This window comes from Caballeronia sp. LZ008 (assembly GCF_031451435.1).
Lineage (GTDB): Bacteria > Pseudomonadota > Gammaproteobacteria > Burkholderiales > Burkholderiaceae > Caballeronia > Caballeronia zhejiangensis.
The window spans coordinates 362,774-388,598 of sequence record NZ_JARUXK010000004.1; the positions used below are offsets into that span (position 1 = coordinate 362,774).

Below are 25,825 nucleotides of genomic sequence, written 5' to 3' on the forward strand. Positions count from 1 at the left end.
TGCCGCGTCGGCGGCGTCGAGTGTCTCGGGAGCCGCCGCCGCGAGCAAAGCGGCGGCGCAGAGCGTCAACACGGCGACCGACGCGCTCACAAGCGCCAAGGCGAGCGCAAGTTCGCTCTCGAAGAGCGCCGGCGGGTTGCTTTCGAATTGAACGTGTCGGAATGGTCCACCCGGCGGACCAATTCTTACCTCGTCTCACGCATGCGAGTCGCCCGCAAACAGCGCGAGATATCCTTCCGGGTCGACCGGCTTCCCGCCCACACGCACCTCGAAATGCAGATGCGGTCCCGTGGATCGACCCGTCGAGCCCACCTCGGCGATAGTCTCGCGCGGCTCGACCTGCTGTCCGACGCGCACTTCGATCTTCGAAGCGTGAGCGTATCGCGTGATAAAGCCGTTGCCGTGATCGATCTCGACCGTATTGCCATAGCCCGGCATCGGTCCGGCGTGGATCACGCGGCCGCCGGCGGCCGCGAGAATCGGCGTACCTGTCGGGGCGACCAGATCCACGCCCGGGTGGAAACTCAGGTGACGATTGAACGGATCCAGACGGTTCCCGAACGATGAACTCGTTCGTCCGAACGCGAGCGGACGACGCCCCGGAAAGGCTTCCCACGCCGCCTCGTGCTGCGCCGCGTCTTGTTCGAGCGCGCCAAGCGTCGTCGCCAGGCAGTCGAGTTCGTTGCTTCGGTTTCGCGGCTCCGGTCGCGCGTCGGCGGCCTGGCAAGGGCGGGGCGGAAGCTCTGGGCCGCCCGCTGCGTCGCTGGAGGCCGCGCGCACCGAGGCCACTGCGCTGGTCGCCGTGGCGCGCGGCGGTTTTGCGCGCAAGCGTTGATCGAACCCACTGAGCGTGTCCAACTGCGCAGCGAGCCGCTCCACGCGCGCATCGAGCGCGGCGTTCGACGCCTTCAGACGCGCGAGCTCATCGGCGTTGTAAGGGGCTCGGGCGTATCGGACGGCGGCGGGCTCCTGCGCACGCCGCATCTGAACGTCATACCGGCCGAGCGCGAGACCGCCTGCCAGCGCCAGCACCGCCACCGAGCAGGCAGTACCAACGATGGCGCGCAGCGCGCCTCGCCGCATCACGATGTAAAGATCGTTTTTCGAGCGCGAGATGACTGACACCACCCTTATCTCCCTGCAATCAGTGCGAGTTTTGAGATGGTACGAGCGCGCCGGATCTCGGCCTATCGGACGAATCAGAGAAATTTGGGACAAGAGTCGATTCCGCGGCCTGCGCTATATCCGCTCATACATTCTGCCCTATATAAATAATAAAAATGTTTTGCTTTCATAGATGGTTCTTCTCCCTCAACATGAAGTGATCCGAAAAAGCACTGGAGCGAGACATGGAAAGCACCGCGGATTTGAAGCGCTATGAATTGCTGATCAATGGCGAGTTCGTCCCGCCGAGCGGAGGCGACTACTCGACGAACCTCGATCCTTCGAACGAGAATCCGATCGCCCACGTCGCGCAAGGCACATCCGCCGATGTCGACCGCGCGGTGCAGGCGGCGCGCGCCGCGCTCAAGCCGTGGAATGCGATCCGCGCCGCCGAACGCGGCCGAATCCTGATGAAGCTTGCCGATCTCCTGCGCGAAAATCAGGAAGAACTCGCGGCGCTCGAAAGTCTCGATGCCGGCAAGCCGATCTCCGGTGTACAACGCCAGGACGTGCCCGCCGCCATCGATACGCTCGCCTACTATGCCGGCTGGTGCGACAAGATCAACGGCCAGGTCGTGCCCGCACGCCCCGACGCGCTGACCTACACCGTGCGCGAGCCGATCGGCGTCGTCGCGGCGATCGTGCCGTGGAATTTCCCGCTGATGATCGGCATGTGGAAGATCGCGCCCGCGCTCGCGTGCGGCTGCACGCTGATCGTCAAGCCGGCCGAAATCACGCCGCTTTCGGCGCTGATGGTCGGGCGGCTCGCGCTGGAAGCCGGCGTGCCGCCGGGCGTGCTCAACATCGTGACCGGCAAGGGCTCGGTCGTCGGCGATTCCCTCGTCGCGCATCCGGGCGTCGACAAGGTGACGTTCACCGGCTCGCCGTCCGTCGGGCGCGGCATTCTGCAGGGCGCGGCGGGCAACTTCAAGCGCGTCACGCTCGAACTAGGCGGCAAGTCCGCCAACGTGATCTTCGCGGATGCGAACATCGACGGCGCCGTGCGCGCGGCCGCATCGGGCATCTTCTTCAACGCGGGGCAAGTCTGCTCGGCGGGCTCGCGCATTCTCGCGCAGCGCGCCGTCTACGACGAAGTCGTCGAGCGCCTCGCCCAGCGCGCGCAGACGATCAAGCTCGGCGATCCGTCCAAACGCGAAACCAACATGGGCCCGCTCATTTCCGCCAAGCAGATGAAGAGCGTGCTCGACTACGTGGACATCGGCACGGGCGAGGGCGCCTCGCTCGTGACAGGCGGCAAGCGCGCGGGCGAACGCGGCTATTTCGTGGAGCCGACGGTGTTCGCCAACGTCGAGCACGAGATGCGCATCTCGCAGGAAGAGATCTTCGGGCCGGTCGCGAGCGTGATTCCCTTCGACGACGAAGCCGACGCGCTGCGCATCGCCAACGGCACCGCGTACAGTCTCGCAGCGGGCGTCTGGAGCGCGGATATGGGCCGCGTGCATCGCATGGCCGCGGAATTGAAAGCGGGCACGGTCTGGGTCAATACCTACGGTTTCACGGACGTGCGCCTGCCGTGGGGCGGCGGCGGCGACTCGGGCTTCGGCCGCGAACATGGCGACGTCGCCATCGAGAATTTCACCGAGCCGAAGGCGGTCTGGGTGGCGCTGACGCCTTGACGGAATGAACGCCGCGGCCGACCGCGGCGAAAGGGAAACGGGCGGTCCGACTCATCGAACCGCCCGTTTGGATCGGAAAGACCCGTCAGACGCGCGCCGTTTCCTCGTTGCGCGCCCGCCAGAGCCGCGCCCGCTGCGTGCTGTCTTCATATTGGACCGTGTTTTGCCGGCAGGCTTCGATTGTCGAATTCTTGCGCTCGACGATCGCCTGGCAAAGAAACTCGGCGCTGTAGGCCGTCAGCAAATGCGGGGAATGGGTTGCGATGTACTGTGCGATCTTCCCGTAATCGCTATCCGCCGATGCCAGCCCGCGATACGTCTGCACATCCCAGCGGAACATCAGGTCGAGTTCTTCGAAAGCCGTGTTGAACGCGCAGACTTGCGCCTGAAGTTCGCGGTCATCGTCGTGCGTTGCATGGATCATGATCGTCTCCTGTATGGCCGTGGGGCTTGAATGCAGGATAGAAAAGTCGATCCATATACGATAGTTAAAGTTTCTTCGCTTATCTATTCAGAAAGAATTATGCGTTCGGTTTGCCCGTCTTCGCGACGATTTGCGTGATCGCTTCGATCTGCGCTGCGCCTTCTTCGATCAGAAACTGCTTGAACGCAAGCGCCACCGGCGGTAGCCGCTTGTTGTTCCGATGCACGACGAACCAGTTGAGCATCACGGGAAAGCCCTCGATATCGAGCACCGCCAGCTTTCCGACCTGCAATTCCATGCTGATCGTGTGCGCGGACAAGAAGCTCAGGCCCATGCCGGCGATCACCGCCTGCTTGATCGTCTCCGTGCTGGTGATTTCCATCGCGACGTTAAGGTTCGGCAGCCGTCCGCCGAATCCTTCTTCCATCGAATTCCAGGTGTCGGACCCACGCTCGCGCACGATGAACGGTTCGTCGGCGAGCGCTTCGAGCGGCAAGTTCCTCCGTCCGACGAGCGGATGATCGGGCGGCGCGACGATCACGTACGGATGGGGCGCGAATGAGACGTTCACCGTGTCCATATCGCGCGGGGGGCGGACCATCACGGCGAGATCGGTGAGATTGTCGGACAGCTGATGCAGCAGTTCCTCGCGATTGTGTACCGCGAGATTGAGCCGGACATCGGTATTGCGCTGCGTGAACGCGGCGAGCAAGCGGGGGAAAAAGTAATCGCCGGCGCTGATCACCGCGACGTTGAGCGTGCCGCCCGCAATGCCTTTGAGTCGGGCCATCGCATCGTCGGCTTCGCGGAATTGCTCCAGAATCGCGCGGCTGTAGTGAAGCATTTCATTTCCGGCCGGCGTCAGATAGATTTTCTTGCCGAGCTGCTCGAACAGCGGCAGCCCGGCGTGCTCCTCCAGTTGCTTCACCTGCGTCGAAACAGCCGGCTGCGTAAGGTAGAGCTCTTCAGCGGCGCGCGAGAAACTCAGTCGACGGGCGACGGTCTCGAAGATCTTGAGTTGACGCAGGGTGGCGTTGCGCAGCACAGCAATCCCTCATCCATTAACGATCACTAATTTATACAATAATTTTTTCTAACTTTCCTTAATCGTTTTTCTCCCCCACGATGCTTTCACGGCCGCGAAAGTTGTAAGGCGGACGGTTGCGCCAAGAACGAACGGCCACGCCAGACCCCAGGCATCGGCCAGTTTGCCGCAAAGCAACACGAGCACACTCGCAGCATGGAAGCCTGCAAAGGCTGCATAACCCATCCGGACTTTATTGGGAATCGCTTTGAAATGATTCTTCGATCGCCTGAAGCGGATGTTTGCCGGATGTGCGAATCGATCGCCCACCTCAAAACGCGCGACATGCGCAATACCCGTGACCGGCGGCCTCACGCCCATGCCGCCTGGACCGAGCATTTCCCCTGACCGACCGCTCGCCGCCGACGCACCGCGCCGGCTTCTCGCAGCACATCAAGCGCCGTACGAGCGCTAAGACAGATAACGGAGACAGACATGGCAAGCGCAGACACGGTTGTGTCCGGGCAATCGCACGGGCGTCACCACAACAGATGGATCCAGCTCGCAGTCGGCATCGTATGCATGGGGCTGGTCGCCAACCTCCAGTACGCATGGACTCTTTTCGTCGTTCCGATGGATGCGAAGCACCATTGGGGTCAAGCGGCGATTCAAACCGCCTTCACCATCTTCATCGTCACTGAAACGTGGCTCGTGCCCGTCGAGGGCTGGCTCGTCGATAAATTCGGACCGCGTCCGGTCGTGATGGGCGGCGCGCTTTGCGCCGCCATCGGCTGGATGATCGACGCCCACGCCACCACGCTCACGCATCTGTACATCGCCGCCGTGGTCGCAGGTATCGGCGCCGGTTGCGTGTATGGCACCTGCGTCGGCACGGCGCTCAAGTGGTTCCCGGACAAGCGCGGTCTCGCGGCGGGCCTGACCGCTGCTGGCTTCGGCGCGGGCGCGGCTGTCACGGTGATTCCGATCTCGAACATGATCCAGAGCTCAGGCTACGAGCACGCGTTCATGTTCTTCGGCATCCTGCAGGGCGCGTGCATCTTCGTGCTCGCGCTGATGCTCGTGCGGCCGAATCCGCCGAAAGGCATCGTGCCGGCCAAGCGCATCGTGTCGACGAAGATCGACTACACGACAGGACAGATGGTGCGCTCGCCGCTCTTCTGGGTGCTGTATCTGATGTTCGTGTTCGTCGCGGCGGGCGGCGTGATCGCGACCGCGCAGTTCGGGCCGATCGCGAAGGAATACGGCTTCGCCAAGATGCCGGTGAATCTGCTCGGCGTAACGCTGCCGCTGCTCGCGATGACGCTGTCCATCGACAATCTGTGCAACGGCTTCACGCGTCCGCTGTGCGGCTTCATCTCGGACAAGATCGGCCGCGAAAACACGATGTTCATCATCTTTCTCGGTGAAGGCGTCGCGCTGCTCGGGCTGATGGAGTTCGGCCACAATCCGTATCTCTTCATGCTGTTCGCGGCGATGACGTTCCTCTGCTGGGGCGAAATCTTCTCGATCTTCCCGGCGACCTGCGCGGACACCTTCGGCAGCAAGTACGCCGCCGCCAACGCGGGCACGCTCTACACCGCGAAAGGCACGGCGTCGATGCTGGTGCCGCTCGCTTCGGTGCTCGCGTCGATCGGGTCGTGGAACGCGGTGTTCATCACGGCGGCGGTGACGTCGATCGCGGCGGGACTGTGCGCGAAATTCGTTCTCGCGCCGATGCGAAAGCGCTGGATCGAAAACACGCTCACGGAAGAGTCGTCGGCCGAATCGTCGATCAACGCGTCGTTACGGACCGGCTCGATTCAATGAAACAGGGCACGCCGACGTTGAGCGTATCGCTGCATCAACTGAGGCTTTTCGTCACCCTCGCGCGGCATCGCAGCTTCACGCGCGCGGGCGACGATCTCGGCATCACCCAATCGGCGGTGAGCCGCAGCATTCGCGAACTCGAAGATGAAATCGCGCTGCGGCTCTTCGATCGCACGACGCGTCAGGTGGCGCTCACCGAAACCGGACGCAAGCTGCTCGCCCGCATTGCGCCGCTCGTCGAGGAACTGGAAGCGACTCTGCGGCCGCGCGCGCAAGAGGGCGGCGAGCCGGGCGTCGTCAATCTCGCGAGCAGTTGCGCTCTCACGGCGAGCGTTTTGCCCGCGATGCTCGCATCGTGTCGCGAACGTCTGCCGGAAGTCACGATCATCGTGATGGATCGGCCGCAAAACGCCGTGCTGCAACTCGTGCGTTCGGGCGAGGCGGAACTGGGCGTCGCGATCGCGCCCGACAATCTCGACGAACTCGCCGCCGAGCCTCTTTTCGCCGATGGACTTGCTGCCGTCGTCAGCGCGTCACATCGACTGAGCGCGGCGGCGGGCATCGACTGGCAGCAGTTGCGCGGCACGCCGCTTCTCCTGCTCGACGATGACACCGGCAGCCTGGGCGCCATCGAGGCTGCGCTCGCGCTGCACGGCGTCGCGGGCGCGGTGCGCCAGAAATTCACGCAAGCTGCCGCGGTTGCGCGCATGGCGGAAGCCGGCCTCGGCGTCGGTATCCTGCCGATGCACGCGCGCGCTGCCATCGACTGCGCGCAGACGCGCATCATCCCGCTCGTGCCGGACACGTCGCGCACGATCATGCTCGTACGGCGCAAGAGCCGCGCGCTGCGCTCGAGCGCGGCGAACGTCTGGTCACACATCGTCGCATCCTCGTCGCATACTTTCATCTCGGGTCAGGCCGTCGAGGTCTGACCGACTTCTTGCCGCTGAAGGAAGCCCGCCGCGCATCTCGCGCATGCGGGTTTTCGCTCGTCTGCGAGCGCACGATTCGCCTTGTCCTGTCTGCACTCGGAATGTAGTATCTTGTATATCAGACAGATATAAAGCTACAACCCTCAGGAGACGAACCATGAAGATCTGCGTGTACGGCGCCGGAGCGATCGGCGGCTATATGGGCGCGCAACTGGCGCGAGCGGGTGCGGACGTCAGTTTCGTCGCGCGCGGGCCGCATCTCGCGGCGATGCAGGCGAACGGCGTCAAGCTCCGGATCGATGGCGAGGAGCACACCGTCAAGGTGCGCTGCACGAACAATGCCGCCGAACTCGGCCCGCAGGATTACGTGATCGTCGCGCTTAAGGCGCATTCGATTCCGGGCGTCGTCGATCTCATTCCGCCGCTGCTCGGCCCGGAAACCGCGATCGTCACGGCCGTCAACGGTCTGCCTTACTGGTATTTCTACAAACACGGCGGCGAGCTCGAAGGCACGAAACTGCAGAGCGTCGATCCTGGCGGCCGCCAGTGGGACGTGTTCGGTCCGGAACGCGCGATCGGCTGCGTGCTGCTGCCGGCGGCGGAAATCGCGGAGCCGGGCGTCATCGAACATCACTACGGCAAGAAATTTCCCATCGGCGAGCCGAGCGGCGAAATCACGCCGCGTCTGCAGGCGCTGCACGACATGATGGCGAAGGCGGATATGGAAGCGCCGATGCGCGACAACATCCGCGATGAAATCTGGCTGAAGCTCTGGGGCAATCTGTGCTTCAACCCGATCAGCGCGTTGACCGGCGCGACGCTCGACGTGCTCACGAGCGATCCCGGCACGCGCGCGCTCTCGAAGGCGATGATGCTGGAGGCGAAGGCGATCGGCGACAGGATCGGCGTGAATTTCCGCGTCGACGTTGAGCGGCGCATCAACGGCGCGGGCGCGGTCGGCGCGCACAAGACGTCGATGCTGATGGACTGCGAGGCCGGACGCCCGATGGAAATCGATCCGCTGATGACGGTCGTGCAGGAAATCGGCCGCCTCGTGCACGTCGAAACGCCGATGCTCGATGCCGTTCTCGCATTGATCAAGCTGCGCGAAGGCGTGAATCAGGGCACGGCGAAGCCGCTGCCGCTCCCGCAATCTCAAAAAGCCGCCTAAACTGCAGACGAAGGGACCAGCGTTGTTTCTGATATACAAGATGCAAAATACTTGCGTGCTGTTGCGATGCAGCATATACTGAGGGCTCTTGAGTGATTCAACTGGAGCCTGAAATGAGCATCGCCCTGCTGGTTGTTGTCGGATTCGCGCTGGTTGCCGTTGGTGTAGGTGTTACGTTTATGATTGCGTCGGCCGTGCCGCAAAGCATGCTGCAGCGCGCACAGGATCACGGTCGCTTCGCCGGTCTCGCGGCGGATGACCAGAACGGCGGTTCGGGCAAGCGTGTCGACGCTCGCCGTCCGCACTTGGGAAATCAAGCCATCAATGCCATCTGATACTCAATCCGTAGATAGTCCGGAAGTTCGCCCCGATGTACGTCCGCCCGGGCTGACGCTTTCGCTGGAGCCGATCAATGCCACGGTTTCGCTGCGCGATCAGGCGTACGCGAAGCTGCGGCAGGCGATCGCCGAGGCGGACATCTATCGTTCGCGGGAAGAAATCCGTCTCGACGAGAAAGAACTGACCGAAGCGCTCGGCGTGTCCCGCACGCCGATTCGCGAGGCCATGACGCTGCTCGAGCAGGAAGGTTTTCTGCGCACGGTGCCGCGCCGCGGCGTCTATATCTTGCGCAAGACCAAGCGCGAGATCGTCGAGATGATTCACATGTGGGCGGCGCTGGAAAGCATGGCGGCGCGCCTCGCGACGCAGCGCGCGACGGACGAGGAAATCGCCCATCTGCGCCACATGTTCGACAATTTCCGCGACTCGACGCCCGCCGAGCATATCGACGAGTATTCGGAAGCGAATATCGCGTTCCATTCGGCGATCGTGCGGCTGTCGAAGTCGGAAATCATCTTCGACACGATCAAGAACATCTTCGTGCACGTCCGCGCGATCCGTAAGATGACGATCTCGCAGAGCGACCGGGCGTCGCGCTCGATCGTCGATCACATGCGGATCATCGAGGCGCTGGAGAAGCGCGACACGGAGCTGGTCGAGCGGCTCGTGAAGCAGCATTCGCTCGATCTGGCGGCGTTCGTCGAGGCGAATTGCGACTTTCTGGACTGATGACGGATTGAGTTGGAAAGCAAAAAACCGCATGGTGTTCGCCGTGCGGTTTTTTTATTTCGTCGTCGATCGAAACGGTGATGCGCGAAGCGGATAGTCGTCGCTCGGCAGCGCGCCGCGCGTCTCGACGGGCACGAAGCCGGGCGCATGACTCGGAGACGGCGCGACGGCTTGCGATGTCGCGAACGACAGGGCAGTGACCTGGCCGATGCGCAAGGCCACCGCCATCGCAGAGTCGAGGTAGACGAACATGGCGCGGAAAAAAGGCGCAAGTCTATCGATGCTGCCCTTTCTCAGCAATAGCGCGCCCTTGCTCGGCCCGCGCCGGTTGCCCGCGTGACTAACGCATCGCGTGCAGCATCGTTTCGCCGAGCGCGGCCGGCGAATCGGCGACGTGAATGCCCGCCGATTTCATCGCGTCGATCTTCGCGCTGGCCGTGCCCGATCCGCCCGAGATGATCGCGCCCGCGTGACCCATGCGGCGTCCCGGCGGCGCGGTCGTTCCGGCGATGAAACCGACCACTGGCTTCGTCGTCTTCGCGTCCTTGAGAAACTGCGCGGCTTCTTCCTCCGCCGATCCGCCGATCTCGCCGATCATGATGATGCCCTCGGTCGCATCGTCCTCCAGAAAGAGCGACAGGCAATCGATGAAGTTCGTCCCGTTCACCGGATCGCCGCCGATACCGATGCACGTCGTCTGCCCGAGGCCGGCCGCGGTCGTCTGCGCGACGGCCTCATAGGTCAGCGTGCCCGAACGCGATACGACGCCGATCTTCCCCGGCCGGTGAATATGCCCCGGCATGATGCCGATCTTGCACTGCCCCGGCGTGATGACGCCCGGACAGTTCGGCCCGACGAGCCGGCTCGACGAACCGCTCAACGCGCGCTTCACGCGCAGCATGTCGAGCACCGGAATGCCTTCCGTGATGCAGACGATGAACGGCACCTGCGCGTCGATGGCTTCGAGAATCGCATCGGCGGCGAAGGGCGGCGGCACATAGATGACGGAGGCGTCGGCGCCCGTTTTCGCGACGGCATCGGCGACGGTGTCGAACACGGGCAAGTCCAGATGCGTCGTGCCGCCTTTGCCCGGCGTCACGCCGCCGACCATGCGCGTGCCGTACGCGATCGCCTGTTCGGAGTGAAACGTGCCTTGCGCGCCGGTGAAGCCCTGGCAGATGACCTTCGTATCTTTATTGATGAGAACGCTCATTGGGCCACTCCTTGAGCGACGGCGCTGACGATCTTGTCGGCGGCATCGGCGAGATTTTCGGCGGGGATGATGGTGAGACCGGACGTGCGCAGAATCTCGCGGCCCGCATCGACATTCGTGCCTGCGAGGCGCACGACGAGCGGCACGCTCAGATCGATCTCGCGCGCGGCCGCGACGACGCCTTGCGCGATCACGTCGCAGCGCATGATGCCGCCGAAGATGTTGACGAGAATGCCCTGCACCTTCGGGTCGCGCAGGATCAGCTTGAACGCGGTCGCGACGCGCTCCTGGGTCGCGCCGCCGCCGACGTCGAGAAAGTTCGCCGGCTCGCCGCCGTAGAGCTTGATGATGTCCATCGTGGCCATCGCGAGGCCCGCGCCGTTCACCATGCAGCCGATATTGCCGTCGAGCTTGACGTAGTTCAGACCGTGCTTCGCCGCTTCGATTTCGGCGGGATCTTCCTCGTCCTCGTCGCGCAGTTTCTCGATGTCGGGATGGCGATACAGCGCGTTGTCGTCGAAATTGAGCTTCGCGTCGAGCGCCATCACGTCGCCGGAGCCGGTCACGACGAGCGGATTCACTTCCACGATCGACGCATCCAGATCGACGAACGCCTGATACAGCGCCGTGATGAACTTCGACGCAGCCTTGATCTGATTGCCGGTGAGCCCGAGTCCGAACGCGATCTGGCGCGTGTGAAAGGGCTGAAGCCCGGTCGCCGGATCGATCGCGACCTTGAGAATTTTTTCCGGCGTGCGATGCGCGACTTCCTCGATCTCCATGCCGCCTTCCGTCGACGCCATGATCGTGATGCGCGAGTTGGCGCGATCGACCAGCATGCCGAGATACAGCTCGCGCGCGATATCGCAGCCTTCTTCGACGTAGAGCCGCTTCACTTCCTTGCCCGCCGGCCCCGTCTGCATGGTCACGAGCACGGACGCGAGCATCTTCTGCGCGTTCTCGCGCACTTCGTCGACCGACTTCACCACGCGCACGCCGCCTTTTCCGTCCGGATCGTTGGCGAAGCGCCCGGCGCCGCGGCCGCCCGCGTGAATCTGCGACTTCACGACCCAGACGGGTCCGGGCAGCGCGCGCGCCGCATCGGCGGCCTCCGTCGCGGAAAAGGCGACGCGGCCCTCCGGAACCGCGACGCCGTACTTTCGCAGCAGCGCCTTCGCCTGATATTCGTGGATGTTCATCTCGTCTCCTGATGTCCTCTGATGGGAATGAGCGAGCCGAGCAACAGCATCGTCGGCGCGCTGAAATACTGTATATCAGATTTCACGGCGCGCAAAAACTTTCGTTTGCGGGCTTTTGCAGCGTTAAACCAGTGCTTAACGGGCCGAGGCGGACGACGGTAATTGATGCACTGCAGAATTAAAAATCGGTCGAGCGTTGCTCACAGCGGCGTCCAAGGGATCGTGCGCTGCATCACAGGGTTTTCATCGACCGACGGACGGTTGACTAATACTGTGTGTGGAATATTGTATATCACAGGAGGCGGGTCGCTTTGCGGTCCGACGGTCTACGCGCTCCGGGCACGACGGCGCGGGACGATGTACAAATAATTGTGAATCTATAAACGTCGAAAGAGAGTGGGAGACAAAGCCATGACGGTGAACACATCTGGCAAGGCGCTGGACGGCGTGCGAATCCTGGACTTCACGCACGTTCAGTCGGGACCGACCTGCACGCAGTTGCTCGCGTGGTTCGGCGCCGACGTCATCAAGGTCGAGCGCGCGGGTTCGGGCGACATCACGCGGGAGCAGTTGCGCGATATCCCCGACGCCGACAGCCTCTACTTCACGATGCTCAACCACAACAAGCGCTCGATCACCATCGACACGAAGAATCCGGAAGGCAAGAAGGTGCTCGAGACGCTCGTGAAGAAGTGCGACGTGCTCGTCGAGAACTTCGCCCCGGGCGCGCTCGATCGCATGGGCTTCACGTGGGAGCGCATCCAGGAACTGAATCCACGGATGATCGTCGCGTCGGTGAAGGGCTTCGGCCCGGGACCGTACGAAGATTGCAAGGTGTATGAGAACGTCGCGCAGTGCGCGGGCGGCGCGGCGTCGACGACCGGTTTCGAAGACGGTCCGCCGACCGTCACCGGCGCGCAGATCGGCGATTCGGGCACGGGCCTGCATCTGGCGCTCGGCATCGTCACGGCGCTGTATCAGCGCAACACGAGCGGACGTGGCCAGAAAGTGCTCGCCGCGATGCAGGATGGCGTGCTCAATCTCTGCCGCGTGAAATTGCGCGACCAGCAGCGCCTCGAACGCACTGGCGTGATGAAGGAGTACCCGCAATATCCGAACGGCACGTTCGGCGAAGCCGTGCCGCGCGCGGGCAACGCATCGGGCGGCGGCCAGCCGGGCTGGATTCTCAAGTGCAAGGGCTGGGAGACCGATCCGAACGCGTACATCTACTTCATCACGCAGGCGCCGGTCTGGGGCGAAATCTGCAAGGTGATCGGCAAGGAGGAATGGATCGATCATCCGGATTACAAGACGCCGAACGCGCGCCTGCCGCATCTGAAACAGATTTTCGAGGAAATCGAGCGCTGGACGATGTCGAAGACCAAGTTCCAGGCGATGGAAATCCTCAACAAGCACGACATTCCGTGCGGCCCGATCCTGTCGATGAAGGAAATCGCCGAAGAGCCGTCGCTGCGAAAGACGGGAACGGTCGTCGAAGTCGATCATCCGGTGCGCGGGAAGTATCTGACGGTCGGCAATCCGATCAAATTGTCCGACAGTCCGACCGAAGTCGTGCGCTCGCCGCTGCTCGGCGAACACACCGACGAAGTCATGGCCGAACTCGGCTACACGCCGGATCAGGTCGCCACGCTGAAGAGCCTCGGCGCGATCTGAGCACATTGCCTTGCACTGACGTCCGCCTTCGAAAGAGGGCGGCGCAGGCCCCTGCACGCCCCTATAACGGAGACGCACCAAATGAACAGCACGGTTGCCCAGGACCGCGGCGAAGCAGCCAATTCATCCACGCACGCGGCGGCGGTCGTTCCGCTCCACGCGCCCGACGCGAAACGCCGCGTCGCGGAAGTGTTCGCCCGAGTGAAAGCGGAAGGCCGCACGTCGCTGACCGCGCCGGAAGGCAAACTCGTCTGCGATGCATACGGCATCGCGGTGCCGCAGGAAGGCGTCGCGAAATCGGCGGACGATGCCGCGAAGCTCGCGTCGTTCATCGGCTTTCCGGTGGTGCTGAAGATCGTTTCGCCGGAAATCCTGCACAAGACCGAAGCGGGCGGCGTGCTCGTCAACCTGAAGAATGAAGCCGATGTGCGTGCCGGTTTCGACACGATCATCTCGAACGCGAAGAAGTACGACCCGAAGGCGACGCTTGTCGGCGTGCAGGTTCAGCAGATGGTCGGCGCGGGGCAGGAAGTCATCATCGGCGCGGTGACGGACCCGTCGTTCGGCAATCTGATCGCGTTCGGTCTCGGCGGCGTGCTCGTCGAAGTGCTGAAGGACGTGACGTTCCGGCTCGCGCCCGTCACGCGCGAAGAAGCCGCATCGATGCTCGACGGCATTCAGGCCGCAGAAGTGCTGCGCGGCGTGCGCGGCGCCGAACCGGTACATCGCGAGGCGCTGATTACCCTGATCGAGCGCGTGTCGCGTCTCGTCGACGATTTCCCGCAAATCGCCGAGATGGACCTGAATCCGGTGTTCGCGAGCCCGAACGGCGCGGTCGCGGCGGACGTGCGCATCGTGATGGATTTCGCGCCCGCCGAACCGCGCTATCGGCCGACGCAAGAGCAGATCGTCGCGCAGATGAACCGCATCATGAAGCCGGATGCGGTCGCGGTGATCGGCGCGTCGAACGAGGACGGCAAGATCGGCAATTCGGTGATGAAGAACCTCATCAACGGCGGCTATCAGGGCACGATCTATCCGATTCACCCGAAAGCCGACGAGATCATGGGCCGCAAGGCGTACAAGAGCGTGAAGGACGTGCCCGGCGTGATCGATGTCGCCGTGTTCGCGATTCCCGCGAAGTTCGTGGCTCAGGCGCTCGTCGAAGTCGGCGAGAAGAAGATTCCGGGCGCGGTGCTGATTCCGTCGGGCTTCGCGGAAACGGGCAATCACGAAGGTCAGGAAGAGATCGTCAAAATCGCGCGGCAATACGACATCCGCATGATGGGCCCGAACATCTACGGCTTCTACTACACGCCGAAGAATCTTTGCGCGACGTTCTGCACGCCGTACGACGTGAAAGGCAAGGCGGCGCTGTCGTCGCAGTCGGGCGGCATCGGCATGGCCATCATCGGGTTCTCGCGTTCGGCGAAGATGGGCGTTTCCGCGATCGTCGGTCTCGGCAACAAGAGCGATATCGACGAAGACGATCTGCTCACGTTCTTCGAGCAGGACGACAACACCGAAATCATCGCGCAGCATTGCGAGGATCTGAAGGACGGCCGTGCGTTCGCCGAAGCCGCAAAGCGCGTGTCGAAGAAGAAGCCGGTCGTCGTGCTGAAAGCGGGGCGCACGAGCCTCGGCGCGCGCGCGGCCAGCTCGCATACGGGCGCGCTCGCGGGCAACGACAAGATCTACGAAGACGTCTTCGAGCAATGCGGCGTGATCCGCGCGCGGTCGCTGCGCGATCTGCTCGAGTTCGCGCGCGGCATTCCGAAGCTGCCGACGCCCAAAGGCGAGAACACGGTCATCATCACGGGCGCGGGCGGCTCGGGCGTGCTCTTGTCGGACGCATGCGTCGACAACGGCCTCTCGCTGATGGCGATGCCCGACGATCTCGATGCCGCGTTCCGCAAGTTCATCCCGCCGTTCGGCGCGGCCGGAAATCCCGTCGACATCACCGGGGGCGAGCCGCCGTCGACGTACAAGAACACGATCCGCCTCGGGCTCGAGGACGATCGCATCCATTCGATCATCCTCGGCTACTGGCACACGATCATCACGCCGCCGATGGTCTTCGCGAAACTCGTCATCGAAGTGAAGGAGGAGATGAAGGCGCTCGGCATCGAGAAGCCGATCGTGGCGTCGCTCGCGGGCGACGTGCAAGTGGAAGAAGCCGCGGAATACCTGTACGAGCATGGCGTGCCGGCCTACGCTTATTCGACGGAACTGCCCGTTGCCGTGCTCGGCGCGAAGTACAAGTGGGCGCGCGGCGCAGGTTTGATCTGAGGTTTGGAGGAGGGGACAGGGGCGCGGACCACGTATGTCCGCGCCCTTTATAAGGGAGACACACTTGACACACTGGATTCGTTTTCGCGATGCCGGCGGCAGCATCGGTTTCGGTACGCTCGATCAGCATTCTGGCCGCGTCGTGCAGCACGACGGCGCGATGTTCGACAGTCCGCGCCCGACCGACATGTCGTTCGCCGTCGACGACCTGACGCTGCTCGCGCCCTGTCAGCCGAGCAAGGTCATCGCGCTGTGGAACAACTATTACGCGCTGTCGCAGAAGCTCGACAAGGCGCCGCCGCAGCATCCGCTCTTTCTCATCAAGCCGCCGATGTCGGTGATCGGGCCGGGCGAGTCGATCCGCCGGCCGAAGAGCTATCACGGCAAGATCGCGTACGAGGGCGAACTCGGCATCGTGATCGGCAAGACGGTGAGCGGGGCGTCCGTGGAGGAAGCCGAAAGCGCGATCTTCGGCTATACGTGCGTGAACGACGTCACCGCGATCGAGCTGCTGCAGGAAGATCCCAACTTCGCGCAATGGTGCCGCTCGAAGGGCTTCGACACGTTCACCTGCCTCGGGCCGGCGATCGTCACGACGGGCAACGGCTTCGACTGGCGCACGGCCAGCGTCGTCACGACACTCGAAGGCGTCGAGCGCCAGAACTATCCGCTCGACGACATGATTTTCTCGCCCGCCGAGCAAGTGAGCATGCTGTCGCAAGACATGACGCTCGTTCCCGGCGACGTGATCGCGTGCGGCACGTCTATCGGCGTCGGCTCGATCAAGGACGGCGCGCGCGTGGATGTGTCGATCGCCGGAATCGGCACGCTGTCGAACGTGCTCGAAGCATGATCGCGGATGGACTCGCGGGCGCGCTCTGCGTGCTCGCGGCGCTGTCGGCGGGTTCGTCGATGCGTGCGTCGCGCGGAAGGCGGGAAACGGGCGCGCTCCTTGCCGCCGCGTGCTTCGCGAGCGGCGCATCGGGCGGAACCGCGCTCGTGCTTGCGCTGGTCGCGGGATTCATCGGGTATCGATCCGCGCGTGCGACGCCGGGTGTATCGGCGCAATCGCTCTTCGCGACGATGGCGTTCGTCGCGTGGGCGCTGCCGGGCCCGGACAGCGCATATGCGGTGCTGGCGGGCGGCGCGCTGGCGGCATTGGCTTGCGTCGTCGTTCGCCGGCACACGAACGGAGCAAGCGCGAACCTTCAATCGATGCATCTCGCCTGCGCAGGCGCATGCGCGGCGTTCGCCTATGTGCTCGGCGTTCAGTCGGACGTGATTTCCGTTATCGCGATGCTCGCGCTCATCGGCGCGCACTTGTCGCTCGCGATGGGCGGCAACGCGGCCGCGCCGGTCGCATACGCGATGAGAGCGGCGGCGGCTGGCGGACTTGCGCTCGCGGCAGCGATCGGCGGTTCGCATGGCGCGCTCGTCGTGGCGGCAGTCGCGATCGCCGTCGGCTGCACGCGGTCGGCGACGCTCGTCGGCATCGTGCGCGAGACGCCATGAAACGACAAAGCCGGCGCAACCTTCGCGCCGGCTTTGCATCGCGATGCCCGAGACACATCAGCGATCGCGATTCCACAACGCGCCGAGCACGAAGCCGACGGCCGCCGCGATCAGCACGCCCTGAATCGGCTGGCTCGCGACCGCGAGACGCACGTTGTCGACGGTCTGACCATAACTTTGCTGCAAGTTGCCGTAAGCCTGCCGCACCTTGCCTTCGGCTTGCGTGCCTTCATCGCCCGTCAGTGCGCCGACTGCGTCCTGCACTTTGCCGACGACCTTCTGTGCCGCGCCTTCCACTTGATCCTGCACCATGGTGCCTCCCTTCGGTTGAGCGGTTTCTCGTAAATCCGGATTCGCCGGAACGCTCATCAGCAGCACGCAGCGTGCCCGGGCCAATTCAGGCCGAACCGATCAGTCCCTTCACGGCGTCGATCAAATCGTCGATAGAAAGCGGCTTGCGGCGAAACTGCGCATGCGGATGCTCGAGCGCCGGCGCATGCGCTGCCGCGCTCATGAGGATCACCGGCACGCGTGCGAGGGCGTCGCTCGCGGCCAGTTGACGGATCAGTTCGACGCCGTCCATGTGCGGCATCATCCAGTCGGTGATGACGAGCGCGGGCGGATTCGAGCGCGCCGCGTCGAGCGCGGTCCGTCCGTTGGACGCGGTCGAAACTTCGTAGCCCTCCATTTCGAGCACGAGGCGCCACGTGGTCAGAATGTCGAATTCATCGTCGACGACGAGGATCTTCTTCATGCGCGCGCGCCGGGGTCCGACACAGACAGCGCGGGCGCGGCGATCGACGGGTGTCCGGACAAGATACCCGTCGAGCCAATGAAGCCTTCGCTGATATGCAGGCCGCGCGAGTCGATCGTGAGACGGCGGATCGCCGAATCGTGCGGGCCTTCGCGCTGCTTGACGATCGACACCATGCGATACAGCGAGGAATTCGCCTCGACATAACGCATGAGCACGATGTTCTCGGTCATCGCGGACGCGCGCAACGTCGTGGGCTGCACCGAATCGCCGTAGAGCGGCATTTCCTCGGTGAGCAGCGTCGTCACGCCCGCGTCGCGCAGACGGTGCGTGAGCGCGTTGAGGAAGAGGCCGAAACGCTCCGTGCGGTTCGCGGACTGAAAAAAGCCGTCGATGCCGTCGACCACGAGCCGCGACGCATTCGTGTTCCGCACCGCGGTCATCAGTTCGACGGCGAGCTCGTCGATCGCGAGTTCGACAGCCGGATGCCAGCGGATCGCGAGACGTCCGTCCTGCACGGCCGGCGCGAGATCGATGCCGACCGACAACGCTTTGGCGAGAAGCCGCTCGGGCGATTCGTAGAGGCCGAAGTAGACGCAGCGCTCGCCGCGTTCGACGCCCGCCTGCAGGAACTTGAGCGACAGCAGCGTCTTGCCGATGCCCGATGGCCCGACGAGCGTCGTCGTCGAGCCGCGCACGATGCCGCCGCCGAGCATCTGGTCGAAATCGGGAAAGCCGAAGCTCAACTTGTTCTTGAAGTCCGGCGCGCCGTCATCGTTCGCGGGCGACGCCTCGATGCGCGGAAAGGTCACGAGACCGTTCTCCGTCATCTTGAAGAAGTGCTTGCCGAGCAGATGATCGCGGGCGCGCAGCTTGTGGACTTCGATTTCGCGGGCACGCCGCATGCCGGTGTTGTAGCGGTTCAGTTCGATGAGCCCGTCGACGAGCGTGTGCTCCGGATGCGGCTCGTTGCCCGAAAGCGGCGCGAGGATCAGCGTCGTGCAGCGCGCGGCGCTCACGAACGCCGAAAGCTCGTGGATGAACTGCGAGAGTTCGAGTTCCGTCGAGCTGAATTCGCGCGCGCTGCGAAAGCCGTCGATGACCATGAAACGCGGCCGGCTCGTCTTGATCGTCGCTGCGATCAGCGCGAGAAAGCCGGACAGGCCGTCGCGCATCAGTTCGTGATAACCGGAGACGAAGAGCATCCGGTCGGAGATGGCGTCGGCGTCGTAGAACGACAGTCCGCGAAGATGAGACAAAAGCTTGGTGTGCGATTCGGCGATCAGCGTGATGTACAGGACCATGTCGCCCTGCGCGACGCGATGAAAGCCGATCTGCGATGAAAGAATCGTCTTGCCCGCGCCCGCCATGCCTTCGATCAGATACAGGCCGCCCTCGACGAACCCGCCGCCCAGGATGTCATCCAGGCCCGCGACGCCCGTCGTCACGTTGCCGTCGTTGGCAGCGTGTTGCCGGGGTTGAGCGGTGGAGTGCTTGTCGTCTTGGTTCATGGGATTTTCTTTTTTACTCGGCGTACCGGCTTTTTTGAGAAGGCGAATTATGGCTGACTATTGGCAAGCCGTGCTGGAAGCCATACCGCTCATGCCCGCCGTCGCGCCTTTGCGTGCGCGGTTTTGGGCGGCCACGCGCCTTTGCGTCGTCGCTGCGGCCTTTTGAAGCGAGCCCGCCGGGGCCGCGCGCGGGCGAATGCATCATGCACGCATTTTCTGCGCCCGAGCGTTTTGCGGATGGGAGCGATTGCCCGCCAACAGGAATTCTTTGAGAACTGTCTCATGGGCACTCGGAGCAGCGGGTGATGAAATGACGAACGTCTTACAGGGGCGCCGTGTTTTCTCCCGCCGCTTCACTCCGGCGCTCGCGCGCCTTCATTGCCTTCATCTCGCCATGCACCGTTCGCACTCGATTCCGGGCGCTCTTGCGCTCGCCGCCAGCTTTTTTGTTCTTTTTGCCGCGACAGCTTCGGCCGCCGCGCCGCACGCCACCGAAAGCCTGCCCGACGCGCGCATTCTCTCGGCCGCGCCTTTCGTTTTCCACGGCGACCGCCATATTTTTTCGCGCATGTCCGTGGAGCCGTCCGATTCGCGCATCTTCATGCCGGTCGAAACGATCCGCAACCTGAGCGAGCCGCGTTTGTCGCAAGTAAGTTTCAAGCGCACATCGACCATTTAAAGACGCACGGATTAACGGCGTTCGAATGAAGTATTGAGTCGTCTGGAATCGATTGCCTTGCCGCGCCATAATTCTTTCCGGGCGACGCGCGTTGCCATTACGGAAAATCGCAATGAAGCGCTGGGTAATTGCGGAAATCGTGCTGATTGCCGCCGGTTTGTCCGGTCCGTTGGCGCGGGCCGCTGATTCATCGCCGATGAGGCCCGAAGCGGCTATTGCGAGCAATGGCGATGTCGCGGAACTCGAGAATCTGCTTGCCGCCGGGAAAATCACGGCGTTACGCAGGACGTTGAATGGCAGTTATGGCGCGAGTCTCTCGTATTATCCCGACGAGATGATTTATTACGCCGCGCTGTTTCAGCAAAGCAATATCTGGCGCGTGTTCAAAACGCAAAATGACGCGCGGGCCGAAACGGTCTATGCGGATTTCGCCAAGACGTCGAACACGCTCGCCGATGCGGAAATAAAGCGCATCAAGCTCGAAGCGGAGAAGGCATATGCGGACCGGCAGATCGCCGCCCAGCAGGCGCGCGCGAACCGGCTGCAAGCCGATCTCGATATTGCACGCGCGCAGCAAAATCAGGTGACGAGTTATCAAGTGGAGCAGCAGAATGCGATCCGCGAACTTCGCACGGAGCAGGCAGCGGCGCAGGCGCAACTTCGCGCGCTGCAGATCCGCGTGCAGGAGCTTCAGAAGCAATCCGACGGCGACCTTCCGGTCCCGTCCAAATAGGGCTTGCGATACGAGTGCCGCCGGCCTTGTATTTGGGAGTTGTCCGCTTAAATCGCACGAATTGTCACGCTACAATCGCGCAGCTTTCGGATTGCTTATCGAACGTTTGGCGCACCCGAAATCGATCCATCATTTTTCACGTCACCTTTGGGTTGTTCCCCGGCCCGGAATCGAGGTGCGCGCTCAGCGGCTCGCACTTTGAAATTGACTTGCATGACCACCAAGATGCTCACGAAAACCCTTGCTGTTAGTCTTATCGCCGCTGCCGTACTTGCGGGCTGTTCGTCCACGTCGGGACCGGCCTTCAATATCAGCGAAATTCAAACGTCGGATGGCCAGAAGGCTTTTCGCGCCGAATGCTACGGTCTGTTCGAAAACGGCAGCGCCTGCATGACCGCGGCTCAAAAGATGTGCGGCGATCAAAAGGTGAACGTGCTTCAGACGCTCGCCGGAACGAAGACGCCGAGCGATCCGCGCAACGTAATCTTCAACTGCGTGACGCCGCCTCAGCCGGTCGTTGCAACGCCGGAACCGGCGCCAGCGAAGGCCCCGGCTGTCGTGCCGCGCAAGATTTCGCTCGACGAAAAGACGAACTTCGCCTTCGACAGCGCCGCGTTGACGCCGAAGGCCAGGAGCATTCTGGATAAGCTCGTCGCCGACTCGAAGGGTGCGAATTTCGCGTCCGTCACGGTCGAGGGCTACACGGATTCGATGGGCCCGGATGCCTACAACCTCGGTCGGTCCCAGCGTCGCGCGCAGGCCGTGCTCGACTACCTGAAGGGACATGGCCTGAGCGCCGAGAACTTCGCGATGAAGGGTTTCGGCAAGGCCAATCCGATTGCGTCGAACGCAACGAGCGTCGGGCGTGCGGAAAATCGTCGTGTGGAAGTGATGCTTACGCCGTAATTCATCATCGGACGATGTCGAAAAAACCCCCGCGAACCGATGGTTCGCGGGGGTTTTTGTTTTGTCGCCGACTGTGCGCTGCTTCAGAAGAGCGCGAGTTGTTCGCGCCCCGGACCGCCCTCCAGCGTGAGCAAATGGCGTTTGCGTTCGACGCCGCCCGCATAGCCGGTCAATTCCCCGTCGACGCCGATCACGCGATGACACGGCACGATGATCGCGACCGGATTGCGTCCGTTCGCGCCGCCGACGGCCCGCGATGCGCCCGCGGGCAAGCCGAGCCGGCGCGCGAGATCGCTGTACGTCCACGCGTCGCCGAAAGGGATCTGGCAAAGCGCGTCCCAGACTTGTCGCTGAAAGGGTGTTCCGCGAAACTGCACCGCAATCGAAAACTTCCGACGCGTACCCGCGAAGTATTCGCCGACCTGCTCGCGCGCATCGGCAATCACGCGGGATCTCGGCGCTGTCTCCGACAGCGTCGGCGCGTGCAGACCATCGGGAAAATACTTCTGTCCGATGAAGAAGAGACCCGTCAGACATTCGTCTTCGGCGCGATACAAAATGTGCCCGAGCGGGCTCGGGCCGACATGGCATTCGATCACTTCGATTCTCCGCGCGGCTGTCTTCGGCGACGGCCGCTTCAGATGAACGGATTATCGGCGGTGCCTGACGGCGCATCCGGCTCGTCGGGCAGCTTCGCGGGCAGCGACGCATCGCTTTGCAACGCTTCGACGATCGCACCGATCGCCTTCTGAAGCGCCAGCGCGTTCGCGAGTCCGGCCTTGTCGCGGGCGATCGTCAAATTGCCGCTGATCGTGAGGCGCTTCACGCCGTTCTCGATGTTGATCGCGTCGCCCGCGATGTTCATCACATCCGTATCGTTTGCAAATGGCTTAAACACCGCGCAATCCTCCAATTCGCTTGTCCTTCAGTCCGTCCGGGATGCCGGGAAACGCGAGTCCGCTCATCGCTTCCAGTTCGTGCACGGTTTTCATCGTGTACGTGTTCGTCGGCGTATTTTCGATCACGACCGCGAACGCGATCTGACGCTGCGGCAAATAGACTACTTTATACAGTTGCGTGGGCACGAACACGCGCGATTCGCCGATCGTCTGCAACTGACGTCCCGAGAAGAGCGGCCCGGTGACGACATACGCTTCGCCCGATTCCTCCGTGAGCCTGCGCACCGCTTGCTCGATGCGCGACCAGATGCGCCGGTTGTTCGACGGATCCTGCGGGACGATGTTCGCGAGCGAGAACGATTCGGCCATGCCTTTCTTGCTTGCGCGATCGCCCGCGGGACTCATGTGGCCGCGGTCGTAACCGCTCCTCTTGTAGTCGGACAGTTGCGCGGCCTCGTCGGGCGGCAGACGTTTGTCGACGAAGAAGCGATTCGTGCGCGTGTTGTTCTTCGCCTGGTCGACACTGCTCGCGGTCAGATGTTCCGCCGACCACAGCGGCCCTTTCGTGATGCCGGAGTGCAGCAGCGCGAAGTCGGAATAGCAGACTTCCTGCGTCGACGCGCGCATCTTCGAATTGACGACGACCGGCGCGCGGCCGTTCGGGCTGAACTGCGGACAGTCGCTCGCGGATGCGCTGATGCACGCGAATGCGAGGAGCGCGGCGGCGAATGCCTTGATGCGGAATTGCATGCTTGGAATGATCCTGACGACGATCGGGGTCGCAAAGTATAAGCGCTGAATACAGCATACGGGCGCGTGCGAAATTCAGCCGCGCTAGAATGCGTCGGCCGACGTCATCTTCAGATCAAAAAATGAAACCAGCGCGCAGCAAGCCGTCCGTCGTTCGATCCTTGATGTTGTGTCTCGCGATGTCCTTCGCTTTACAAGCACATGCCGACGAAGCCACGCAAGCGGCCGGCAATGACGGCCCCGCATACGGCCCCGAGTTGCAGGGCTTCGACTATCCGTATCCGGACGCGCGCTTCGCGCTTACGTCGCAGCGCCAGGTCGTGCGCATGGCGTATATGGATGTGCATCCGGCGCATCCGAATGGACGCACCGCGGTACTTCTGCACGGCAAGAATTTTTGTTCGGCGACGTGGAAGCAGACGATCCAGACCTTGAGCGATGCGGGCTATCGCGTGATCGCGCCGGATCAGATCGGCTTCTGCAAATCGACGAAGCCCGCGCGCTATCAATACAGTTTCCAGCAACTTGCCCGCAACACGCATGCGCTGCTGACCGCGCTCGGCGTGTCGAAGGCGACGCTCATCGCGCATTCGACGGGCGGCATGCTCGCGGTGCGCTACGCGCTCATGTATCCGCGCGAGACGGAGCAGCTCGTGCTGGTGAATCCGATCGGGCTCGAAGACTGGAAGGCGAAGGGCGTGCCGTCGATTTCCATCGACGACTGGTATGCGCGCGAGCTCAAGACGAGCGCCGACGGCATCCGCCGCTATGAGACGAGCACGTACTACTCGGGCCAGTGGCGCGACGACTACGAACCGTGGGTGCAGATGCTGGCGGGCATGTATCGCGGACCGGGCAAGGACATCGTCGCGTGGAACTCGGCGTTGCTGTACGACATGATTTACACGCAGCCCGTCGTCTACGAATTCGATCAGTTGAAGACGCCGACGCTATTGCTTATCGGCGACAAGGATACGACCGCGATCGGCAAGGACTTCGCGCCGCCCGAGATTCGGCCGATGCTCGGGCGATATCCGGATCTCGCGAAGCTGGCGAAGGAGCGTATCGAAGGCGCGAAACTCGTCGAGTTTCCGGAGCTCGGGCACGCGCCGCAGATGCAGGATCCGGCCGCGTTTCATAAGGCGCTGCTGGAGGGGCTGGCGGGGCAATAGCTTCGATTCGCTCGCAAAGTTTCGTTGGCTGTTCAGCATTGCGATTTCGCTCAACGTGACCATGATCGTGCCACGCCGACGCAGGGCGGCCATTATCTGGCGCACGTTATTGCAGGTCTTCTCTTGTCGATGCTGACTGTGCCGACCTCCAAGAAAATCGTTGGACGAAGCGAGGGCAGACTTGCCATCCGCGCAGAAACCCGACGCACCATACCTCACCTTCCCAAAGTCGCACACGAAGCCCGCTCGATCGCCGGCACCTGAATCGCCAACGTAATACCATTCGCCGCTAAACCAGAAGACGATGGAAAAGCCCGCCGCGCCGATTGCCGACCAGAACATCGTCACCTTCACGGCCTGACGGAACGCGTACCGGTCGCGCGCGCCCGCCGCCGCGCCGACGAGCGCTTCGGCCGCGTGCGCGAAGCCGTCGAGACCGAAGGACATGAAGGTCTGGAAGTTCAGCAGGACGGCGTTCGCGGCGAGGATCGCATCCCCCTGACGCGCGCCGAGATGGGCGAACCAGCCATACGAACCGAGCAGGCAGATCGTGCGGATGAAGATGTCGCGGTTGATCGCGACGACCCGCCTCAACGCGTGGGCGTCGAAGAGCGAGCGCGGGACGAGCGGCGCGAGACCGCGCGGACGCAGATGCCAAAGAATCGCGAGTCCGAGCGCAAAGCCGCAGAAATCCGCGAACGCCGTTGCCGCGCCGATGCCCGCGATGCCCCAATCGAAGCGATACACGAAAAGCAGCACCGCGACGATGTTCACCAGATTGATGAAGATCTGCGTGACGAGCGCGAGCCTCACGCGCTGGCAGCCGAGCAGATAACCCAACACGACGTAATTGCCGAGCGCGAACGGCGCGGCCCAGATGCGCGCGTGACAGTACGCGCTCGCGGTGCCCTGCACGGCAGCGCTGCCGCCCAGCGCGACGAGCGCGTAACGAATGATCGGCACTTGCAGCACCAGCACCGCCGCGCCGATCGCGAGTCCGAGCAGCAACGCGCGCAGCACGCTCTTGCGCAAGGCGTCGTCGTCACGCGCGCCGAACGCCTGCGCCACGAGTCCCGTCGTACCCATGCGCAGAAAGCCGAAGCCCCAGAACACGAAGCTGAAGACGAGCCCGCCGAGCGCGACGCCGCCGAGATACTGCGGCCCGTCGAGATGCCCGGCGACAGCCGTGTCGACGGCGCCGAGAATCGGCTGCGTGAGATTCGCGAGAACGATGGGAAAGGCCAGCATCATCACGCGCCTGTGCCAGTGCACGGGCAGCGCGGCGGC

27 protein-coding genes and 1 pseudogene are annotated in these 25,825 nt (G+C 63.1%); 14 read left to right on the forward strand and 14 right to left on the reverse strand.

Annotation, left to right across the window (positions count from 1 at the left end; genetic code table 11):
* Nucleotides 1-195: 195 nt before the first annotated feature.
* Nucleotides 196-1,128 carry a M23 family metallopeptidase gene (locus QCE49_RS26415; RefSeq protein ID WP_409017609.1) on the reverse strand — a complete coding sequence of 311 codons (933 nt, stop codon included), beginning with the start codon at nucleotides 1,126-1,128 and terminating at the stop codon, nucleotides 196-198.
* A 221-nt stretch (nucleotides 1,129-1,349) separates the two neighbouring features.
* On the opposite strand from QCE49_RS26415, the gene QCE49_RS26420 reads away from it, so the two are divergent.
* Nucleotides 1,350-2,801: an aldehyde dehydrogenase family protein gene (locus QCE49_RS26420; RefSeq protein WP_250460030.1), complete on the forward strand. Its 1,452-nt coding sequence runs from the start codon at nucleotides 1,350-1,352 to the stop codon at nucleotides 2,799-2,801.
* An 85-nt stretch (nucleotides 2,802-2,886) separates the two neighbouring features.
* Here QCE49_RS26420 and QCE49_RS26425 read toward each other — a convergent pair whose 3' ends face one another.
* The 3 genes from QCE49_RS26425 to QCE49_RS26435 all read right to left on the reverse strand — a co-directional run bounded on the left by QCE49_RS26425 (nucleotide 2,887) and on the right by QCE49_RS26435 (nucleotide 4,648).
* On the reverse strand, nucleotides 2,887-3,225 hold the full coding sequence (locus tag QCE49_RS26425) for a hypothetical protein (RefSeq protein ID WP_250460028.1): 339 nt from the start codon (nucleotides 3,223-3,225) through the stop codon (nucleotides 2,887-2,889).
* Between the two features lie 97 nt (nucleotides 3,226-3,322).
* Nucleotides 3,323-4,267, reverse strand: a complete 945-nt coding sequence (locus QCE49_RS26430) for a LysR family transcriptional regulator (protein WP_033536098.1) — start codon at nucleotides 4,265-4,267, stop codon at nucleotides 3,323-3,325.
* 51 nt (nucleotides 4,268-4,318) lie between these two features.
* Nucleotides 4,319-4,648: a hypothetical protein gene (locus tag QCE49_RS26435; RefSeq protein ID WP_250460026.1), complete on the reverse strand. Its 330-nt coding sequence runs from the start codon at nucleotides 4,646-4,648 to the stop codon at nucleotides 4,319-4,321.
* 96 nt (nucleotides 4,649-4,744) lie between these two features.
* Between QCE49_RS26435 and oxlT the strand changes: the two genes are divergently transcribed.
* The 5 genes from oxlT (at nucleotide 4,745) to QCE49_RS26460 (ending at nucleotide 9,247) form a co-directional block, all read left to right on the forward strand.
* Entirely contained in the window at nucleotides 4,745-6,076 is a 1,332-nt protein-coding gene (gene oxlT, locus QCE49_RS26440) for an oxalate/formate MFS antiporter (RefSeq protein ID WP_008353903.1), read from the forward strand.
* The gene (locus QCE49_RS26445) at nucleotides 6,073-7,008 is read left to right on the forward strand and encodes a LysR family transcriptional regulator (RefSeq protein ID WP_008353902.1); all 936 of its coding nucleotides are present in this window, start codon (nucleotides 6,073-6,075) and stop codon (nucleotides 7,006-7,008) included. Before oxlT ends, QCE49_RS26445 begins: the two co-directional genes overlap by 4 nt.
* A gap of 157 nt (nucleotides 7,009-7,165) precedes the next feature.
* The gene (locus QCE49_RS26450; protein WP_008353901.1) at nucleotides 7,166-8,179 is read left to right on the forward strand and encodes a 2-dehydropantoate 2-reductase; all 1,014 of its coding nucleotides are present in this window, start codon (nucleotides 7,166-7,168) and stop codon (nucleotides 8,177-8,179) included.
* 113 nt (nucleotides 8,180-8,292) lie between these two features.
* On the forward strand, nucleotides 8,293-8,514 hold the full coding sequence (locus QCE49_RS26455) for a hypothetical protein (RefSeq protein ID WP_051079075.1): 222 nt from the start codon (nucleotides 8,293-8,295) through the stop codon (nucleotides 8,512-8,514).
* On the forward strand, nucleotides 8,504-9,247 hold the full coding sequence (locus QCE49_RS26460) for a GntR family transcriptional regulator (RefSeq protein WP_008353900.1): 744 nt from the start codon (nucleotides 8,504-8,506) through the stop codon (nucleotides 9,245-9,247). The genes QCE49_RS26455 and QCE49_RS26460 overlap by 11 nt, the downstream gene beginning before the upstream one ends.
* A gap of 54 nt (nucleotides 9,248-9,301) precedes the next feature.
* Here the strand turns inward: QCE49_RS26460 and QCE49_RS26465 are convergent, their stop codons facing one another.
* The 3 genes from QCE49_RS26465 to sucC form a co-directional block, all read right to left on the reverse strand.
* On the reverse strand, nucleotides 9,302-9,475 hold the full coding sequence (locus tag QCE49_RS26465) for a hypothetical protein (protein ID WP_250460024.1): 174 nt from the start codon (nucleotides 9,473-9,475) through the stop codon (nucleotides 9,302-9,304).
* 112 nt (nucleotides 9,476-9,587) lie between these two features.
* On the reverse strand, nucleotides 9,588-10,460 hold the full coding sequence (gene sucD, locus QCE49_RS26470) for a succinate--CoA ligase subunit alpha (protein ID WP_008353897.1): 873 nt from the start codon (nucleotides 10,458-10,460) through the stop codon (nucleotides 9,588-9,590).
* Nucleotides 10,457-11,659, reverse strand: a complete 1,203-nt coding sequence (sucC, locus tag QCE49_RS26475; protein WP_250460022.1) for an ADP-forming succinate--CoA ligase subunit beta — start codon at nucleotides 11,657-11,659, stop codon at nucleotides 10,457-10,459. The genes sucD and sucC overlap by 4 nt, the downstream gene beginning before the upstream one ends.
* Nucleotides 11,660-12,070: 411 nt before the next feature.
* Here sucC and frc point away from each other — a divergent pair, with 411 nt between their 5' ends.
* The 4 genes from frc (at nucleotide 12,071) to QCE49_RS26495 (ending at nucleotide 17,134) form a co-directional block, all read left to right on the forward strand.
* A complete protein-coding gene (frc, locus tag QCE49_RS26480; RefSeq protein WP_250460012.1) occupies nucleotides 12,071-13,333 on the forward strand; it encodes a formyl-CoA transferase in 1,263 nt (420 codons plus the stop codon).
* Between the two features lie 81 nt (nucleotides 13,334-13,414).
* Complete coding sequence (locus tag QCE49_RS26485; protein ID WP_250460010.1) at nucleotides 13,415-15,622, forward strand: acetate--CoA ligase family protein; 2,208 nt, start codon at nucleotides 13,415-13,417, stop codon at nucleotides 15,620-15,622.
* A gap of 64 nt (nucleotides 15,623-15,686) precedes the next feature.
* Nucleotides 15,687-16,475, forward strand: a complete 789-nt coding sequence (locus QCE49_RS26490; protein WP_250460007.1) for a fumarylacetoacetate hydrolase family protein — start codon at nucleotides 15,687-15,689, stop codon at nucleotides 16,473-16,475.
* Nucleotides 16,472-17,134: a hypothetical protein gene (locus tag QCE49_RS26495; protein WP_309806598.1), complete on the forward strand. Its 663-nt coding sequence runs from the start codon at nucleotides 16,472-16,474 to the stop codon at nucleotides 17,132-17,134. Before QCE49_RS26490 ends, QCE49_RS26495 begins: the two co-directional genes overlap by 4 nt.
* Nucleotides 17,135-17,191: 57 nt before the next feature.
* Here QCE49_RS26495 and QCE49_RS26500 read toward each other — a convergent pair whose 3' ends face one another.
* The 3 genes from QCE49_RS26500 to QCE49_RS26510 all read right to left on the reverse strand — a co-directional run bounded on the left by QCE49_RS26500 (nucleotide 17,192) and on the right by QCE49_RS26510 (nucleotide 19,399).
* Nucleotides 17,192-17,446 (reverse strand): CsbD family protein, encoded by a 255-nt coding sequence (locus tag QCE49_RS26500; RefSeq protein WP_008353889.1) that lies wholly within the window; start codon nucleotides 17,444-17,446, stop codon nucleotides 17,192-17,194.
* An 85-nt stretch (nucleotides 17,447-17,531) separates the two neighbouring features.
* A complete protein-coding gene (locus QCE49_RS26505) occupies nucleotides 17,532-17,888 on the reverse strand; it encodes a response regulator (protein WP_008353888.1) in 357 nt (118 codons plus the stop codon).
* A complete protein-coding gene (locus tag QCE49_RS26510) occupies nucleotides 17,885-19,399 on the reverse strand; it encodes an ATPase domain-containing protein (RefSeq protein ID WP_250460005.1) in 1,515 nt (504 codons plus the stop codon). The genes QCE49_RS26505 and QCE49_RS26510 overlap by 4 nt, the downstream gene beginning before the upstream one ends.
* A 247-nt stretch (nucleotides 19,400-19,646) precedes the next feature.
* On the opposite strand from QCE49_RS26510, the gene QCE49_RS26515 reads away from it, so the two are divergent.
* From QCE49_RS26515 to QCE49_RS26525, 3 genes are all read left to right on the forward strand, one after another.
* A complete protein-coding gene (locus QCE49_RS26515; RefSeq protein WP_175983075.1) occupies nucleotides 19,647-20,078 on the forward strand; it encodes a hypothetical protein in 432 nt (143 codons plus the stop codon).
* A 112-nt stretch (nucleotides 20,079-20,190) separates the two neighbouring features.
* Nucleotides 20,191-20,811, forward strand: coding sequence for a DUF2968 domain-containing protein (locus QCE49_RS26520; RefSeq protein WP_250440438.1), 621 nt, complete (start codon nucleotides 20,191-20,193; stop codon nucleotides 20,809-20,811).
* A 390-nt stretch (nucleotides 20,812-21,201) separates the two neighbouring features.
* On the forward strand, nucleotides 21,202-21,717 hold the full coding sequence (locus tag QCE49_RS26525; RefSeq protein ID WP_250460003.1) for an OmpA family protein: 516 nt from the start codon (nucleotides 21,202-21,204) through the stop codon (nucleotides 21,715-21,717).
* Nucleotides 21,718-21,800: 83 nt separating this feature from the next.
* Here QCE49_RS26525 and QCE49_RS26530 read toward each other — a convergent pair whose 3' ends face one another.
* The 3 genes from QCE49_RS26530 to QCE49_RS26540 are packed head-to-tail and all read right to left on the reverse strand — an operon-like array spanning nucleotide 21,801 to nucleotide 23,366.
* Nucleotides 21,801-22,316, reverse strand: coding sequence for a methylated-DNA--[protein]-cysteine S-methyltransferase (locus QCE49_RS26530; RefSeq protein ID WP_008353883.1), 516 nt, complete (start codon nucleotides 22,314-22,316; stop codon nucleotides 21,801-21,803).
* A 38-nt stretch (nucleotides 22,317-22,354) separates the two neighbouring features.
* The gene (locus tag QCE49_RS26535) at nucleotides 22,355-22,615 is read right to left on the reverse strand and encodes a hypothetical protein (RefSeq protein WP_033536088.1); all 261 of its coding nucleotides are present in this window, start codon (nucleotides 22,613-22,615) and stop codon (nucleotides 22,355-22,357) included.
* Nucleotides 22,608-23,366 carry a DNA/RNA non-specific endonuclease gene (locus QCE49_RS26540; protein WP_250435541.1) on the reverse strand — a complete coding sequence of 253 codons (759 nt, stop codon included), beginning with the start codon at nucleotides 23,364-23,366 and terminating at the stop codon, nucleotides 22,608-22,610. The genes QCE49_RS26535 and QCE49_RS26540 overlap by 8 nt, the downstream gene beginning before the upstream one ends.
* 179 nt (nucleotides 23,367-23,545) lie before the next feature.
* Here QCE49_RS26540 and QCE49_RS26545 point away from each other — a divergent pair, with 179 nt between their 5' ends.
* Nucleotides 23,546-24,538: an alpha/beta fold hydrolase gene (locus QCE49_RS26545; protein WP_250460001.1), complete on the forward strand. Its 993-nt coding sequence runs from the start codon at nucleotides 23,546-23,548 to the stop codon at nucleotides 24,536-24,538.
* A gap of 279 nt (nucleotides 24,539-24,817) precedes the next feature.
* On the opposite strand, the pseudogene QCE49_RS26550 reads toward QCE49_RS26545, so the two are convergent.
* Nucleotides 24,818-25,789 (reverse strand): annotated as a pseudogene (locus tag QCE49_RS26550) (MATE family efflux transporter); the annotation flags it as partial.
* Nucleotides 25,790-25,825: the final 36 nt, after the last annotated feature.